Annotated in this window: 14 protein-coding genes; 6 read left to right on the top strand and 8 right to left on the bottom strand. The window is 58.8% G+C overall.

The genetic code is table 11. The features are described from left to right. Positions 1 to 291 precede the first annotated feature (291 nt). The 3 genes from J7413_RS06005 to J7413_RS05995 all read left to right on the top strand — a co-directional run bounded on the left by J7413_RS06005 (position 292) and on the right by J7413_RS05995 (position 2104). Positions 292 to 1146, top strand: coding sequence for an SGNH/GDSL hydrolase family protein (locus tag J7413_RS06005; RefSeq protein WP_348538728.1), 855 nt, complete (start codon positions 292 to 294; stop codon positions 1144 to 1146). A gap of 233 nt (positions 1147 to 1379) precedes the next feature. Then, positions 1380 to 1598, top strand: a complete 219-nt coding sequence (locus tag J7413_RS06000; protein ID WP_209097155.1) for a hypothetical protein — start codon at positions 1380 to 1382, stop codon at positions 1596 to 1598. Then, entirely contained in the window at positions 1595 to 2104 is a 510-nt protein-coding gene (locus J7413_RS05995; protein WP_209097154.1) for a hypothetical protein, read from the top strand. Before J7413_RS06000 ends, J7413_RS05995 begins: the two co-directional genes overlap by 4 nt. On the opposite strand, the gene J7413_RS05990 is transcribed toward J7413_RS05995, so the two are convergent. From J7413_RS05990 to truB, 4 genes are all read right to left on the bottom strand, one after another. Further along, positions 2101 to 2823, bottom strand: coding sequence for a sterol desaturase family protein (locus J7413_RS05990; RefSeq protein ID WP_209097153.1), 723 nt, complete (start codon positions 2821 to 2823; stop codon positions 2101 to 2103). The genes J7413_RS05995 and J7413_RS05990 overlap by 4 nt on opposite strands. A gap of 146 nt (positions 2824 to 2969) precedes the next feature. Beyond that, a complete protein-coding gene (gene rpsO, locus J7413_RS05985) occupies positions 2970 to 3239 on the bottom strand; it encodes a 30S ribosomal protein S15 (protein WP_058241030.1) in 270 nt (89 codons plus the stop codon). 138 nt (positions 3240 to 3377) lie between these two features. Then, on the bottom strand, positions 3378 to 3896 hold the full coding sequence (locus tag J7413_RS05980) for a DUF1643 domain-containing protein (protein WP_209097152.1): 519 nt from the start codon (positions 3894 to 3896) through the stop codon (positions 3378 to 3380). Between the two features lie 16 nt (positions 3897 to 3912). Beyond that, the gene (gene truB / locus J7413_RS05975) at positions 3913 to 4824 is read right to left on the bottom strand and encodes a tRNA pseudouridine(55) synthase TruB (protein ID WP_209097151.1); all 912 of its coding nucleotides are present in this window, start codon (positions 4822 to 4824) and stop codon (positions 3913 to 3915) included. Between the two features lie 358 nt (positions 4825 to 5182). Between truB and J7413_RS05970 the strand changes: the two genes are divergently transcribed. After that, the gene (locus tag J7413_RS05970; protein WP_209097150.1) at positions 5183 to 6343 is read left to right on the top strand and encodes an ABC transporter substrate-binding protein; all 1161 of its coding nucleotides are present in this window, start codon (positions 5183 to 5185) and stop codon (positions 6341 to 6343) included. Between the two features lie 79 nt (positions 6344 to 6422). Beyond that, positions 6423 to 9071 carry a methyl-accepting chemotaxis protein gene (locus J7413_RS05965; protein ID WP_209097149.1) on the top strand — a complete coding sequence of 883 codons (2649 nt, stop codon included), beginning with the start codon at positions 6423 to 6425 and terminating at the stop codon, positions 9069 to 9071. Between the two features lie 76 nt (positions 9072 to 9147). Here J7413_RS05965 and J7413_RS05960 read toward each other — a convergent pair whose 3' ends face one another. Genes J7413_RS05960 through gpmI form a run of 3 tightly spaced genes read right to left on the bottom strand, consistent with a single transcriptional unit; the run spans position 9148 to position 13148 of the window. After that, positions 9148 to 10482 (bottom strand): S41 family peptidase, encoded by a 1335-nt coding sequence (locus tag J7413_RS05960; protein ID WP_209097148.1) that lies wholly within the window; start codon positions 10480 to 10482, stop codon positions 9148 to 9150. A 3-nt stretch (positions 10483 to 10485) separates the two neighbouring features. Continuing rightward, on the bottom strand, positions 10486 to 11631 hold the full coding sequence (locus J7413_RS05955; protein ID WP_247743351.1) for a peptidoglycan DD-metalloendopeptidase family protein: 1146 nt from the start codon (positions 11629 to 11631) through the stop codon (positions 10486 to 10488). Continuing rightward, positions 11628 to 13148 (bottom strand): 2,3-bisphosphoglycerate-independent phosphoglycerate mutase, encoded by a 1521-nt coding sequence (gpmI, locus tag J7413_RS05950; RefSeq protein WP_209097338.1) that lies wholly within the window; start codon positions 13146 to 13148, stop codon positions 11628 to 11630. The genes J7413_RS05955 and gpmI overlap by 4 nt, the downstream gene beginning before the upstream one ends. A 196-nt stretch (positions 13149 to 13344) precedes the next feature. Here gpmI and J7413_RS20635 point away from each other — a divergent pair, with 196 nt between their 5' ends. Beyond that, the gene (locus tag J7413_RS20635; protein WP_348538727.1) at positions 13345 to 14277 is read left to right on the top strand and encodes a CatB-related O-acetyltransferase; all 933 of its coding nucleotides are present in this window, start codon (positions 13345 to 13347) and stop codon (positions 14275 to 14277) included. Here J7413_RS20635 and J7413_RS05940 read toward each other — a convergent pair. Next, on the bottom strand, positions 14274 to 16316 hold the full coding sequence (locus J7413_RS05940) for a hypothetical protein (protein WP_209097147.1): 2043 nt from the start codon (positions 16314 to 16316) through the stop codon (positions 14274 to 14276). The two genes, J7413_RS20635 and J7413_RS05940, sit on opposite strands and share 4 nt — an antisense overlap. Positions 16317 to 16318: the final 2 nt, after the last annotated feature.

The raw sequence follows: 16318 nt of genomic DNA, 5'->3' as shown, positions 1-16318 counted from the left end.
GGGTCTCCCGTTTGAAATAGCGGCCCCATTGCCGCCGATCCCCCTTATCTTGCTTCGAGCGCCGGGATCAGAGCGCAAGCTTTCAGATGGCTGGCCCATATCGGAAAATAAGGCTTTTGGAAACCTGATTTTGCATAAGCTGAGCAGGCGGCCCGCGCGCATGCACGTGTTTCTGACCTGCGATTGTGCTACTATGGCGGGAAGCGCAACAGATTGTTCACGACCTGATCGTGGCAATTAACCATAAATTGGGTGAGATTGTGTCGCGTTGATGCGGCTTGGGGGCTTGCCGTGATCGATTCGATATTTGTTGGACCAGGCGTGCGTATGCGAGAGTATTTGATAAGAGCCCCATATACCCTTTTGTTGGCCATCGGCTTTGCCGTTGTGTTTCTTGTTGCGGGATGCGCATCGACGCCGCCGCTTGAGGCCATGCCCGATGAGATTTCTGAGGATGCCACTGCGGCCGCTGCGGCAAACTCCACGACGGATGTTGTGGCCAAAAACGCGGTAACTGCGCCCGAGGACACCCCGCGCATTCTGGCGATGGGCGACAGTATGATGGCCTGGCACAGTGTGACACAGAAGTCGGTGTCTCATGCCTTGGAGACCGCGCTGGGTGAGCCGGTGGCAAGCACGGCGGTGAGCGGGGCGCGCATGCTGTATAATTTGCCGATTTCCGGGGCAATGGGCATGAAGATCGCCAGCCAATACCGCAAGGGAGACTGGGACTGGGTGGTTCTGAATGGCGGGGGCAATGATCTTTGGTTTGGGTGCGGCTGTGGCAAATGCACGCGAAAAATGGACAAGCTGATCAGTGAAGATGGCAAGCGCGGTGCAATCCCCATGCTGGTGCAGGAGTTGCGTAACAAAGGTGCTCAGGTGGCATGGGTCGGCTATTTGCGAAGCCCCGGAGTATGGTCGCCGATTGAAGGGTGCCGCGACAATGGGGATGCGCTTGAAGCACGGATCGCCAAGCTCGCCGCCTTAGATAGTGGGGTGCATTTTGTGTCGCTGGCGGATCTGGTGCCGCATGGCAATCGCAGCTTCCACAGTGGCGACATGATTCACCCCTCGCTTAAGGGAAGCCGCGCCATAGGCAACCGTGTGGCCGGAGTGATCAAGGCGCAGGACAGCGGGCGCTGAGCTGTTAAGTATTTGACGTTAATTGCAAATGCCGTGGTCCGGGTGCCGCGGCATTTTTCGTTGAGCTGCGCGAAATTCCGCTATTGCAATTTCTGACTAATTTTGTCAGAAAGCGCGCACCTAGCCAGACGACCCTCGAACATAGCTGTGGTTTTCCAATTCATGAAGTGACGGTGCGCGCGTCTTTGGTGCTGTGCATCGCCATTTCGAATGGCTCTGTGAAAGGACCGATCATGGCGACTATTTTCCGGGATCTGTTGGCGGCTGATGCCTTGGCACAAAAGGCCGGTTGCGGCTTAAAGCCAGAGTTGCGCGCGGCAATGGAAGCGAGCCTGCGGTTTCCTGCGGTGGCGGCCTCTCCGATGCAGGCAGAGGCGATTGCGCCGAGCGATTTGCCAGACAATGTGGTGCCAATCACTGAAGTGCCCGGAAACGAGAGGAAGCGGGCATGAGTTTGGTTGAAAATACCGACACCCTTGCGCGCCCGATCGAAGCGTTGCGCACGATTGGCTGTGACGAATTCGAGTTTGGCTTGCTGGCGGTTCTGCGCCACATCATGCTGGGTCTTTATGAAGCCGATCCACATGGATGGACCCGGGGGCAAGATATTGCAGTTGAGCGGTGGGGCGAGGCGGTTGGTCTGCCTGCTGCCTACTTGCTGAACAAGGTTGCGCTGGCGTTGGCTGAAAGCCGTGAAGATGGGCCTGAGATGATGGATCCGTTGTGCACAGAGGCGCGGCTGAAAATGACAGATGATGAGATGCAGATTATGTCGATGCTGCATCACATGCGCCGAGACAAAGCCTCTGGCGCGCGAAGCGCAGTGGCGTTTGTGACCCGTGGCCGAATGGACCCTGATCTGATCCGCGCGGGGCTTAGTTTTTCACACCGCTTTCCGGCGGGGGTAAAGCCCACCCATCGCAAAGTGGGCAGGCCGAAACTTTCTGTGGTGGCTTAGGACGACGCTTTTTTGGCACCGGGGCGGCGGTTGATGCCGAATGCTTTGCGTGCGGTCACAAGGCGCAGATCTTCGGGATCCATGCCCATCGACAAAATGGTTTTGCGATCAAACCGCTCTTTTGCCACGTCTTTGTCATGGGCGGTGCCAAACAGGCGGTCGATCCAATCCAAGCCAAAGCTGACCTGAAACGTGGCGTGATGGTCCTGAAAGTGATGGGCCAGGTGCTTGCGGGTCACATATTGGCCAAAGCGGCCCTTTTTCACATTCAGGTGCGACAGGGTGTGACAGTATTCATAGGTGGCAAAGGCGGTCACGGATCCGACAAACAGCGCAATATACGCAACCGTGAACGCCATGCTGAGACCCAGCAGCGGCCAGAGCAGGGCCGTGTGAATGGCAACAGAGATCAGGCCGAAGCGCACCGGGTACCAGTGGTCGCCGCCGGTGAAAAACTCTGCATCGGATGGGTATTCGTGATGGCCGATGTGGCTGCGATACAGTTCGTTAAACACGCTTTGTTCGGTGGGCGGTTCGCGGTGCAGCAAGAAACGGTGCATGGCGTATTCCACAAACAGCTGCGCGATGTAGCCATAGACCAGCGCGACAGGGATCCACCACGCCAGATTCTGGGTGATCAGCCACAGACCAACAAGCCAGAATGGCAGCAGGCGGTGCAGGCTGCCCATACGGATCAATACCGACAATGCGTCTTTCATGATGTGCTCTCCCTTTGGCAGCACAGTCTGTTTGCTTGTGCTGGGACTGTCAAATTTGACTTTGCGTAAAGCCGGACAGGCAGCCCAACGCAAAACGCCTGCTCGTGGGAGCAGGCGTTTCAGATAATCTCGCAGTCGGCGACGTCTTAGCGACGGATGCCCAGACGCTTGATCAGGTCCTGATAGCGCGCTTCGTCTTTGCCTTTGGTGTAGTCCAGAAGCTTACGGCGCTGAGCAACCATTTTCAGAAGACCACGGCGGCCGTGGTTGTCTTTCTTGTGGGTTTTGAAGTGCTCGGTCAGGGTGTTGATGCGGGATGTCAGGATTGCAACCTGGACTTCCGGAGAACCGGTGTCGCCCTCTTTGGTTGCGAATTCTTTCATCAGGCGTGCTTTTTCTTCAACAGTGATCGACATCGGGGTCTCCTATATCAAAGGGTTGCGGGCACAAGCCGGGATGTCGTCCAGCAGGGTCCATAGAGATCACCTCCGGAGAATCTCCGAAGGATGGGCGTGTTTAGTCCCGAAAGGTCAAAAAGAAAAGGGTTTTGTGCGTTATACTGCGGACAGATCCCAGAGCTCGGGCTGCTGGGCATAGGCAATATAGAGTGGGTGGCGTGGGTGACCCGCTTTGGTCAGGCCCAGCGTGTGCATCGGTTTGCTCAGTCCGGCGAGCACATCGCGCATTTCAAATCCACGGTTGAGGTGATCGCCATGGGCACCCCAGGCTGCGAGGATCACATCGGCCCAGTCACAGCTTTCGGCCACGATGGCGTCATTGTCCGGGCCGATCGGGGCCGGGTGGGCGCGCATTTTCTTAGGGTCGGTTTCGCGCAGCGCAAAGATGTTGACCGCGCGAAAGCCGCCAAACCCCAGCGCACGCGCGCGGCGTTCGCAGCGCTCTATGGTGGGGTCGTTCTGCTGCTCTGTGGCCTTGGAGGGGTTCAGCATGATGAAGAGGACGCGCTGCTGTCCTGCGTCCCACACGCGGGTCAGGGCATAGCGATAGGTTTCGCAATCTGAATAGATCGCGGAGGAGGTGGCATCATCTTTTTGGAAATGGCGCGTGATCATGCAGCAGCGACCAAGTTTATCCGGCTTTCACAAACACCCGGTTGGGGTGCAGCTCGCCTGCTTTGAAAATGCCAACGGCCACGGCCTCACCCTCATAGCTGGCCCAGCATTCCTCGCCGTATTCCACATCATGGGCGATCACCATGCCGGGGTTGCCGTTGCGCAGACGGGCGGCGCCATCTGGTGTGGCTTTGACTTCGGTGAGCTCCTCTAGACCTTGCTCAAGCGGACGCAGGTGGGTGTCGAGCTCGGGCTGTTTCGCCATTTCGTCGATCTGCTCGATGGTGAGGCCGTCAGCTGCGTCAAACGGGCCGGACCAGATGCGGCGCAATTCGCGCACATGGCCGTGGCAGCCAAGTGCGGCGCCAAGGTCGCGTGCAATGGAGCGCACATAGCCGCCTTTGCCACAGGTCATTTCGAGGGTGACGTGGTCTTCGTCTTCGCGGTCCACCATCACCAGCTCTTCGACCCAGAGCGGGCGGGCGGCGATTTCCACGTCTTCGCCATCGCGGGCCAGTTTATAGGCGCGCTGACCGTCGATTTTCACCGCGGAAAATTTGGGGGGCACCTGCATGATGTCGCCAACAAACTGACCGAGTGCGGCTTTGATCTCTTCGTCAGAGGGGCGCAGATCGGAGGACGCGATGACTTCGCCTTCGGCATCGTCGGTGTTGGTGGCCTGACCGAGGCGCACAGTGAACGTGTAGGCCTTCAGCGCGTCGGTGATGAACGGCACGGTTTTCGTGGCTTCGCCGAGCGCAACAGCCAAAACGCCGGTCGCGTCTGGATCAAGCGTGCCTGCATGACCTGCTTTCTTGGCGTCAAAGGCCCAGCGCACTTTGTTGACCACAGAAGTCGAGGTCATGCCCGCGGGTTTATCGACCACGAGCCAGCCAGAAATATCACGTCCTTTGCGCTTACGTCCCATGACCCAACCTTTGTCTGTTTAGAAAATGCCGTGAAGGCGGCGGGGTAGCGGATTGGGGGAGAGGTGTCAATTTCTGCGGGGGAGGAGGCGTTGAAAACCGGCGCGCAGCGCGCGGGATCGCGCCCGCACTGACGGAAAGCTTAACACGCAGTAACGGAAGAATCGTTCATATCCTAAGATTTAGGGTGAGTGGTGGTCTGACAGATACACTTCAAGGTGCATGAATCTCTATGATTTTTGGGGATTGATAAAATTGAAGAAAGTTTTGCGTCCGCTGTGCGCAATTTCATTTCGCGATTAACTGAAATTTATCGCCCGGCTTCAAGGCTGCAATGATCAGCGAACCGGAGATTTATACATGTTTTCGAAAAACACGATACTCGCGGCAGCCACTTTTGCCGTATTGCCCATGTTTGCCAGCGCAGAACAGGGCATCACAGACACCAGCGTGACCTTTGCACAGGTGGCGGCGCTGGATGGTCCTGCGGCTGCGCTTGGGACTGGCATGCGGCTTGGAATTATGGCCGCCTTTGAGGAGGCAAACGCGGCGGGCGGTGTGCATGGTCGTATGCTCAAACTGGACAGCATGGATGACGGCTATGAACCGGATCGCTCTGCCACGCTTGTCAAATCAGTTGTTGAGGGGGGCAACCATATCGGTCTGATCGGTTCGGTGGGGACGCCGACGTCATCGGCGACGCAGCCTATTGCGACCGAAGCCAACATGCCTTTCATTGGCCCATTCACCGGCGCAGGCTTTCTGCGGGATGCGAGCCACGGCAACATCTTCAATGTGCGTGCAACATATGCCGCTGAAACAGAAGCGTGGATTGAATATCTGGTCGATCAGCAGGGGCTCCAGAACATCGCAATCCTTTATCAGGACGACGGCTTTGGCCGTGTGGGGCTTTCTGGTGTGAACGCAGCGCTTGAAAAGCGTGGCATGAGCCTTGCGGCGGAAGGCACCTACACCCGCAACACTGTTGCCGTGAAAAAAGCCCTGCTGTCGATCCGCAAAGCAAAACCAGATGCCGTTGTCATGGTTGGGGCGTTCAAGCCTGTTGCCGAGTTTATCAAGCTGGCCCGGAAGATGAAAATCGACGCGGAGTTTGTGAATATCTCTTTTGTCGGCTCCTCTGCGCTTGCCAATGAACTTGGGGCCGATGGTGAAGGGGTCATCATTAGCCAAGTGGTGCCATTCCCATGGGATGCCTCCATTCCAGTTGTGGCGCAGTACACTGAAGCCTTGGCCGCGGTTGATGCGGAAGCAAAGCCGGGCTTCGTGACCCTCGAAGGCTACATGGTTGGGCGTTTGGCGATTGAAGGTCTGAATGCAGCGGGCAAATCGCTGACGCGTGAGAGCTTTCTGTCTGCCATGGGCGGTCTAGAGGCCGTCGATCTTGGCGGCGTGACCATGATGTTTGGGGCCGATGACAATCAGGGCATGGATGATGTTTTCCTGACACGTATCGCAGCCGATGGCAGCTTTACGCCCATCGTTTCCGCAGGCGGTTCCTGAAGACAGCCACTGACACCCGCCAAATTGCCCCGCCTGTAATGGGCGGGGCACTTAGCCAAAGAATTCCAGAGGTACACCCATGCTCCGTTCAAGGTGGTTTCAAATCCTGCGCAAGCTGAATGTTCTGTCGAGCATTCGCGGCAAAATCACGTTTCTTTTGCTCACGCTTATGGCTGTCGCCTTTGGGGCAGGTTATGTGAACTATCAGTCGTTTGACCGCGTTGATCAGAGTGTGCGTCAGATGACTGACAGCGATTTGCCGCAGCTGGCACAAAGTAACGCGCTGATCATGTCTGCGAGCCATACCAAAGATGCGATGATTGCAGTGTTGGTTGCCAACACGGCTGCGGAGCTTGGAGAAGCGGCACAAAAGGTGCAAAAGTCGGGCGATGAGTTGACCCAAGCTGTGGGCGCGCTTCCGGAGGAGACAAAAGCGGGCTTTGAGGCGGATCTTGCGCAAGTTTTGCAAAGGCTGAAGTCTTCGATCACCGCGCGCACATCAGCGTTTGCGCATACAGAACAATCCAACATGATGATCGAGGCGTTGCAGCAAGCAGGTGCGGAGTTGACCGGCGCGTTGCTGGAAATTGCTGACGATGCGTATTTTGATATCGTGATTCAGGGCGAAGATACGATGGCATCGATTGATGCCACGCTGCTGGATCTTGTCGACACGCGCTTTGCGACGCTGCAGGCGTTGCTGGACACACGTGCAGAGATCAACTTTCTGACCGGGGTGTCCTTGGCCATGTCAACCTCCAAGGATCGCGCCATGCGTTCGATCCTTTCCGACCTTGGCATTTCTTCTCACAACCGTTTGAAAGAGGCGCTTGCGACTTTGACAGGATTTGAAGCGGGTGCGCCGGTTGCGGAGTCACTGCAAGAGGTTTCAGATGGGCTGCTGAAAGCGATTTCTGCGGGCCTGATCGGGCGTGGGGTGCCGCGTGACGAAGTGCTGTCCATTCGGCAGCGTGCGGATGCGATCTTGGTGAGCGCCGTGGATGATATGCTGTTTGAGCTGACCATTGCGGCGGATGATGCTGCCACCGGCAACCGGGATGCCATTCAGGGGCTGTTGGACAATGAAGTTGCGTTTATCAACGCACTCTTGGAGATCAATTCGTCGCTTGGCGTGTTTCAAAGTGAAGCTTTGAAAGTTGTGACGGCGCACACAGTTGAGGATGCGCTGGGTAAAGAGAAAACCATGGCTGCCGCTGCGGGCAAGCTTGCGTCCTATCGCGATTTTGGCGATGGCAGCATTGCCGAGAGAATTGACAAGATCACGGCAATTGCAGTGCCGGGAGAAGGCCTCGCAGCGCTGCGCATCAAGTCCATTCAGGCGGATGAAGCCGCGAGTGACGCTGCGCATGCCACTGTGAATGCGGTGCTCAAAATTGCGGGACAGGCGTCGATGCTGGGGCTCGACAGTCAGGAGACGATCACAACGCAGGCGGTGGCGCTGGCTGGGGATGCCTCAACAGTCAAAGAGCATCTCAAACTTATGGGATGGGCGGCGCTTGCCCTGATCGGCGTGGCATTGCTGTTGACCCATTTCCTGATCATTCGGCCCTTGGATGGGATCAGCAAGACAACCGAACGCTTGTCGCAGGGTGATATGAGCCCGGTGGCAGGATTTGAGCGGGCCAGCGATGAGATTGCGCGGATTGCTACTGCGCTGAAGGTTTTCCGTGATGGTCTGGTGGAAAAGGAAGAAAACGCGCGTGTCGCGGATGCGGAGCGGGAGAAGAGCCGGGCTGAACAGATGGCTGCGGTGGATGCGATTGGCACGGGTTTGGCCAAGCTTTCTGAAGGGGATTTGAGCTACCGGATTGAAGCGGAGCTGACAGAGGGCTACGCCAAATTGAAGGATGACTTCAACACAGCGGCTGAGACACTGAATGAGACCGTGCAGGAAGTTGTGAGTGTTGCGGAATCTATTCGCAATGGCTCTGCGGAAATCAGTCAGGCCTCGGATGATCTGGCCCATCGCACGGAGAGCCAGGCCGCGACCCTGGAAGAGACCGCATCGTCGATTGAAGTGCTGACCAACAGTGTGAAATCGGCCGCTGATGGCTCACAGGATGCAGCCTCCACCACGGAAAATGCCAGTGAAGAAACCGCAGAAAGCCGCTTGGTTGTGGAAAGTGCCGTGCGCGCGATGCAGGACATCGAGGCCAGTTCGTCGCAGATCGCACAGATCATTGGTGTGATTGATGATATTGCCTTCCAGACGAACCTCTTGGCGCTGAATGCGGGTGTTGAGGCGGCGCGCGCTGGCGATGCGGGGCGGGGGTTCGCGGTGGTGGCCTCTGAGGTGCGGAGTTTGTCACATCGCACGACAGACTCAGCAAGCGAAATCAAAGCGTTGATTTCCAAGAGCACGCAGCAGGTGGAACATGGTGTTGAACTGGTTGCCAAGACCGGTGAGGCCCTGCGCAGCATTTCTGATCGTGTTGGGCATATTTCCGGCTTGGTGAGCAATATCGCCCAGTCTTCTGCGGAGCAGGCCAGCGGGCTGGAGGAAGCAAACAAGTCTGTTGCGCATCTTGATCAAGTGACGCAGCAAAACGCAGTGATGGTGGAAGAAACAAGCGCAGCGGGGCAACTGTTGAGTCAGAACGCAGAGAAGCTCTCTGGTTTGATGGCGCATTTTGCAGTTTCGGACGCGCAGGACGCCCTGGATGAGCTTGCCCAGCAGGACGATGGATCGCAATGGGCCGCGGAGTGACCGCGGGCAGTCCATGGAAATGACAAAGGGCGCTGAAAGATCAGCGCCCTTTTTTGTTTCATCAGTCGTCTGATGATTATTCTTTTGGTCCCAATGCAGAGAGACCTTTGAGGATGTCGAGCGCGTAAGCGAGCTGATAATCCTCTTCGCGCAGCTTGGCCGCTGCTTCAGCCTTTTCGCGGTCTTCTTCGATTTGGCGACGCTCATCCTCGGTCAGGCTGTCATTGTTGAGGCTGCCGCGCAGATCCGCTTCGCTGCGGATATTGCGGGCGTTCTCCTCTTCCTCCTCGGTTTCAGGGGCTCGGCGTGGCTGTTCAACCACGATGTCCGGGCTGACGCCGAGGGCCTGAATGGAGCGGCCTGAAGGGGTGTAGTAGCGCGCCGTGGTGAGACGCATCGCGCCTTCGCCGCGCAGAGGCATGACGGTTTGCACAGACCCTTTACCAAAGCTCTTGGTGCCCACAACGATGGCGCGGCGGTGATCTTGCAGCGCGCCAGCCACAATCTCAGATGCCGAGGCAGAGCCGCCGTTGATCAGCACCACAAGCGGCTTGCCTTCGGCCAGATCGCCTGGGGTGGCGTTGTAGCGTTCGCCATCCTGCGGGTTGCGGCCACGTGTGGAGACAATCTCGCCCTTTTCAAGGAAGCTGTCAGAGACACTTATCGCTTGTGTCAGCAGACCACCGGGGTTGTTGCGCAGATCGAGCACGATGCCATTGACGTTGTCTATGCCGCCGAGTTCTTCGACCTGTTTTGCAAAACCGCTCTCAAGGTTTGGTGTGGTCTGGTCGTTGAATGTGGTGACACGCAGCACAACGCTGTCGCCCTCCGTGCGGGAGCGTACGGCGGTGAGCTTGATGGTGTCGCGGATGATGGTCACGTCAAACGGTTCCGGCTCGCCTTCGCGCACCACGGTGATCACGATCTCGCTGCCCACCGGGCCACGCATCTTTTCTACGGCTTCGTCGAGGTTCAGGCCCAGAACGCTTTCGCCATCCACATGGGTGATGAAATCGCCTGCCTCAATACCAGCAGAGGCCGCCGGGGTGTCATCAATCGGAGAGACAACTTTGACGAAGCCCTCTTCCTGCGTGACTTCGATGCCGAGTCCGCCAAATTCGCCCCGTGTCTGCACGCGCATGTCGTTGGCGTCATCGGGGGACAGATAGCTTGAGTGTGGGTCAAGCGAGGTCAGCATGCCGTTGATGGCCGCTTCGATCAGGTCGGCTTCGTCCACCTCTTCGACATATTGAATGCGGATGCGTTCAAAGATGTCACCAAACAGGTCAAGCTGTTCATAGACGTTGGTCTTGCGTTCGGTTTCTTGCGCTAGGAGCGGACCAGCCACTTGAGTGGTGACCAATAGCCCCGCCAGGATTCCTCCTGTCGCGGCGGCGACGAACTTCTTCATTGCTTATCCATCCTCATTCGTTTGGAACCACGTTTCCGGGTCCACGGGCGCCTTGCCCTCTCTGACTTCTATATAGAGCGTTTCTGGCCGTGCATTGCCAGCGTCATCACCAGACTGTGAGAGAATTGCACCGGTTTCCAATTCATTTCCTCCCATCAAGCCCACAGGTGCGCCTTCGGACAGCACCTGACCCACATCGCCAAACACCTGTGCAAGACCTGCGAATATGAAGAGTACACCCGGCTGCGGCTCAAGGATCATCACGTTCCCGAAATTCAGGAATGGACCGCGATAGCGAATTGTCGCCGGGGTCGGGCTGACCACCAGAGCGGCGGGGCGTGTTGCCAGCACCAGCCCGGGGCGGCGAATGCCGGCTGCGTCGGCCTCTCCCGAGCGGCGCAGAACGGTTGCGGCGACAGGCAAGGACAGCGCGCCTTTGCGGTCGCGCACGTCAGGCAGATGGATTTCCTGCAGCCCTTCGACCTGCAGATCCACCAAAGCGCTGGCAAAGCCTTCAAGCGTTTCGGTGGACGCAATCAGCAATGCGGTCTGCACAGGATCTTCGGTGAAGCGGAGTGGCGGATCTTTGCGGTCTGCAATGGCCTTGGACAATGCAGTGCGCGCATCTTGTGCGCCGGTCAGGCCATTCTGAAGGGTTTCTGCGGCGCCCTCCTGCAGGCTGCGCAGAATGGAGACTTCTTCGAGGTCGCGGCGCACCTGTGCGGCTTTGGCTTCAAGAGCGGGCGCGACATCGGCAATGATCATGCCTGAGCGCGCTGTGCCCATAGGGCCACCGGGATGCACCAAAATCACTGGTGCTGGGCCTTTTGACATGGACTGGAGCACGCCGAGCAGGCTTGCGATTTCGACCTCTTGTGCCTTGAGCTGTCGTGCAAGCTGTGCCTCGCGAATGGAGGCGCGTCGCAGCCCCGCGCGCAGGGCCGTAAGACCGGTTTCGTAGGCTTGCACCACAGATGTGAGGGATTTGACCCGGTCACGGCTGGTTTTGGCCTGCGCCAGGGCGACGGAGGCCTCTTCCAGTTGCAACGCTGCCTGGCGTGCGGCCTCTGCGGGATTGGTCTCTGCATGCGTCAACGACGCCGCAAGACTGAGGCCAAGCACAGCCAGAAGGGTGCGGAGGTGTCTCAAGAGATCAGGCTCTCCCCAGTCATCTCAGACGGTTGATCCAGATCCATCAGCTGCAGCAGCGTTGGGGCGAGATCGGCCAGACGGCCATCGCGCAGTTTGGTACCCTCTGGGCCATTGACCAGAACCACAGGCACCAGATTGGTGGTGTGGGCGGTGTGTGGTCCGCCGGTTTCGGGATCCACCATCACTTCGCAGTTGCCATGATCGGCGGTGACAATCATGGTGCCGCCAGCGGCTTCAAGTGCGGCGCGCACTTTGCCAAGCCCGTTGTCCACTGCTTCGCAGGCGGCCATCGCGGCCTCAAGGCTGCCGGTGTGGCCGACCATATCGGGGTTGGCAAAATTGGTGACGATGAGGTCATAGCCATGCTCAATCGCGGCCACGAATTTCTCGGTCACCTCATCTGCGCTCATTTCCGGCTGCAGGTCGTAGGTGGCAACCTTGGGGGACTTGGGCATGAAGCGGTCTTCGCCTTCAGAGGGGGTTTCTTCACCCCCATTGAGGAAGAAGGTCACATGCGGGTATTTCTCGGTTTCGGCGAGGCGAAACTGCGTTTTGCCGTGTTTGGCGACCCATTCGCCCAGCGTGTTTTTGATATCCTGTTTGGGATAGGCGGTGGTCATATAGGCGTTGTGGGCCTCAGAATAGTCGACCATGCCCAGTACGGTCGCCCAGTTTGGGCGGGCAGATGCGTCAAAATCGGTGAAGTCAGGCTGCGCCAAGGCTGCGAGGATTTCGCGCGCGCGGTCAGCACGGAAGTTGAGACAGAAGAAGCCGTCGCCATCTTTGGCACCGGTGTAGCCGTCAACCACAGTGGCGGCGATGAATTCATCGCTTTCGTCGCGGGCGTAGGCGGCTTCCACCGCGGATCTGGCATCTGCAGCGCTGTGGGCCGCGGTGCCAGTTGTCCATGCGGTGAAGGCCTGAGACACACGTTCCCAGCGGTTGTCGCGGTCCATCGCATAGTAGCGCCCGGTGACGGTGCCGACGGAGGCGCCCTCGGGCAGGTTTGCCATGAGCGTGTCGATATAGGTCAGCGCTGATTTTGGCGCGACGTCACGACCATCTGTGACCGCGTGCAGCACCACGGGCACGCCTGCGTCTGTGATCGCCTTGATCGCCGCGATCACATGAGTGATGTGACCGTGCACACCGCCATCAGAGACCACGCCCATCAGATGCGCCGTACCGCCGGTCTGTTTCAGCGTTGCGATAAAGGCCTGCAAAGCAGCGTTTTCAAAGAAAGAGCCGTCCTCAATCGCCAGATCGATCTGGCCGAGATCCATGGCCACCACGCGACCTGCGCCGATGTTGGTGTGGCCGACCTCTGAATTGCCCATCTGCCCGCTTGGCAGGCCCACATCCGGGCCGTGGGTGATCAGTGTGGCATGGGGGCCATCGGCCATCATGGCATCAAAATTTGGCGTGTTGGCCAGAAATGGCGCGTTGGCTTCGGTTTGCTCAGACAGGCCCCAGCCGTCCAAAATGCACAAAACAACGGGCTTGGGTGCCATGATCTTCTTGCTCCAGTGGGATTAAACGCCTCAATCACTGGCGTTCTAGCGTGCCACAGAGGGTGAAGGAACCTGTTTTTGGCAATTGCACTCAGGCTGAGCGTTTGGCGGCCCATTTGGTGCGCGTTTTGTGGTAAACGCATCCTTAACTGGGCTGTGCGATAAATGGGGCGACCTTTGCTAAGAGAGCTTTCTACAGGTGGCCAACATCAAACCCTCTGAATTTCGCCCGTTTGGGGAGCTGACGCCGCAGGGGCTGCGTGTTGTGCAGGGGATTGATACGCGGGGCAAACATCTGCACGTGCGGTTTGAGGCGCCCAGTCAGCTGAACAATGCGCCAGCGTTTTACTATCAAAATCTTGAGATCGGGATGTATTCCTATCTGCGCACGGGGATTGTGCGTTATGTGGATCGGATCGGGCGCTATTGCAGCATTGGCCCTGGCGTGACGATTGGCGAAGGCGAGCACCCCACCAACTGGCTGTCGACCTCGCCAAGTCAGTACACCTATGAGCAGTTCAAGTTCTATCCGCCCGAAAAAGAAGCCACCAAACGCCGCCGTGTGGCACGCACTGCCAAAAACAACACCGGTGCGCAGGGGCATGTGACCATTGGGCATGATGTCTGGATTGGTGGCGGGGCGACCATTCGACGGGGGGTGAAGATCGGCCATGGGGCGGTTGTGTCTGGCAATGCCTTTGTCACCAAGGATGTGCCGCCCTATGCGATTGTGGCGGGGCTTCCCGCGCAACACCTGCGGTTTCGCTTTGACCGCGCAGTGATTGAACGACTGCTGGCCCTGCGTTGGTGGCGGTTTGATATCAATGATCTTGCCGGTGTTGCCTTTGATGACATTGAAACCGCGCTGGATGAGATTGAGGCGCGTGAAGCTGCGGGTGAGATTGCGGAAACCCCTCAATCTTTCAAGAGTGTGCAGATCTACACCAAAGGGCATCATGGGCTGGGCGTCGAAGTGAGCGCGCCGCGCAGCTTTCCTGCGCCGGAAGCGGATCCTCTGGGCTTGCCTATGTTGCAGAAATTTGAGGCTGCGCAGGCAAAAGCCGCGCGGGAGGCGCGCCTTTTGTTCCGCCTAGGGCGCAAAGCGCGTGCGCTGTTGCCACGTCGCGGCTAGGTGCGGCCTTCGCGCAGCCATCCTGTGAGAATGAAACCTGAGGCGAGCAGCAGAACCAGCCATGTTGGCAGCAGAGGTGCGCGTGCAACATCGAGCGTTTCATAAGCCTCGCGCGGTGTGAGGCCGATCCAGTTGCGGCCGGCAGCGGGGCGGCCCGCACGCACGTTGCGCAGGCCCGGCACGCCGTCCTCAAGGAGCAGGACACCACCTCGGGTCGTTTCTTGCAGGGGGGCGAGCACCTCGGCGCTGGCAATGGTTTGCTCAAACTCACGTGGTGCGGCCGGGCCGAGGCCGACCACGGTTTCTTTGTCATCCTGATTGAGGCGATAGAGGCCGATCTCTGCGCCGTCATAGCGGGTTTCAAACTGGCCCGGGCTGACCTCTTTCATGGAGAGGGTTTCGGTGTCGCCAGACGGGGTGGTGATGATGACTTCGCCAACCTCCTCAGACAGGCTGCGGCGGATGATGCGCAGGCTTTGACCTGTCGGCTCGGCCCAGAGCGCCTCCTCTTCGAGTTCCGGCTCGCCCATCATCCAATGGGCCAAGCGGCGCAGGAGTTCGAGCTGCGGGCCGCCGCCCTCAAAGCCTCGCGCCCAGAGCCATGCGTGATCGGAGGCCAGCAGGGCAACACGGCCTTCCTCGACACGGTTGAGCACCAGAAGCGGGCGGCCTTCGGTGCCGGTCATCAGAACGTCGCCCGCATCTGGGGTGACTTCGATCTGGCGCAGCCAGCGGCCCCATTCGCCCTCCATGGGCAGCCCTGCGGTGACCGGGTGACGCGCGCCAAGGTCGCTGATCTCTGCCCGGAAAGCCTCTTCGACCACGCGGGCGGTGGGGCTGGCGGGCAACACATCGGCAAGGGGGGAGCGATAGATGCTGTCGGCGCTGGCATAGTCTGGACCTGCGGCCACAAGCACGGCCCCGCCGCCGCGCACATATTGGGCCACATTGTCGAGATAAAGCGAGGGCAGGATGCCCCGGCGCTGGTAGCGATCAAAGATGATCAGATCAAAATCGTCGATCTTTTCCAGAAACAGCTCGCGGGTGGGAAAGGCAATCAGGGAAAGCTCACTGACCGGCACGCCGTCCTGCTTTTCTGGGGGACGCAGGATGGTGAAATGCACAAGGTCGACAGAGGCGTCTGATTTCAGAAGGTTGCGCCACGTGCGCCCGCCGGGGTGCGGCTCACCTGAGACCAGAAGCACGCGCAGGCGGTCCCGCACGCCATTGATTTGCACAAGGGCGGCATTGTTGCGGTCGGTGAGTTCGCCTTCGGCAGGCGGTACGGTGAATTGGATCACATTGCGCCCGCCGTGGGGCAGGGTCACGGGCAGTTCGATGTCGCGGTCAATCGGCACCATGAAGCGTTGCGGTTCTTCGCCATCCACGGAAATATCGAGCGGCACGCGATCCGCGTTTTGCGGTGCAGCTCCGCTGTCTTCCACACGCAGGGTCAGGGTGACGGGTTCGCCAAGAATGGCGAAGGCGGGAGCGTTGCGCACGATCAGGCGACGGTCCCAGTCGTCAGATTGTCCGCTGAGCAGCAGGTGGAAGGGGGCGGGCAGCTCTGGGGCCACTTGCATGTCGTGGACCTGACCATCGCTGAGGGCGACGACGCCTGCGATACGGCCTTGCGGCTCTTGGGCGAGGGCCTCTGACAGCGCTGCCATCATTTCGGTGCCGCCATCTCCGCTGGCGTCACGCACGGGGATTCGGCGCACTTCGGTGTTGGCGCGGGCCTCAAGCCGGGCTTGCAATTCAGCGGCGGCGGCTTCGGTCTGACTGGGGCGGTCTGCAAGGCGCTGGCTGGCGGACTGATCGACCAGCATCAGGACAATGTCGCTGAGGGCGGCGCGGTTTTCGGTTTGCCAGACGGGGCCTGCAAGAGCGGCCAGCACCACAAACGCCGCCAATCCACGCCAGCCCCAACCGTTCAGTCTGCGCCACAGTGCGAAGGAGACTGCAACGGTACAAAGCGCCACGAGCGCAGCCAGAAGCCACAGTGGCACGATCGGGTCAAACATCAGAGATCCGGTCATGA

This window comes from Shimia sp. R10_1, assembly GCF_017744095.1.
Taxonomy (GTDB): domain Bacteria; phylum Pseudomonadota; class Alphaproteobacteria; order Rhodobacterales; family Rhodobacteraceae; genus Shimia.
Note: the sequence above shows the minus strand (reverse complement) of the source record. Positions and strands in the feature narration are given on the sequence as shown.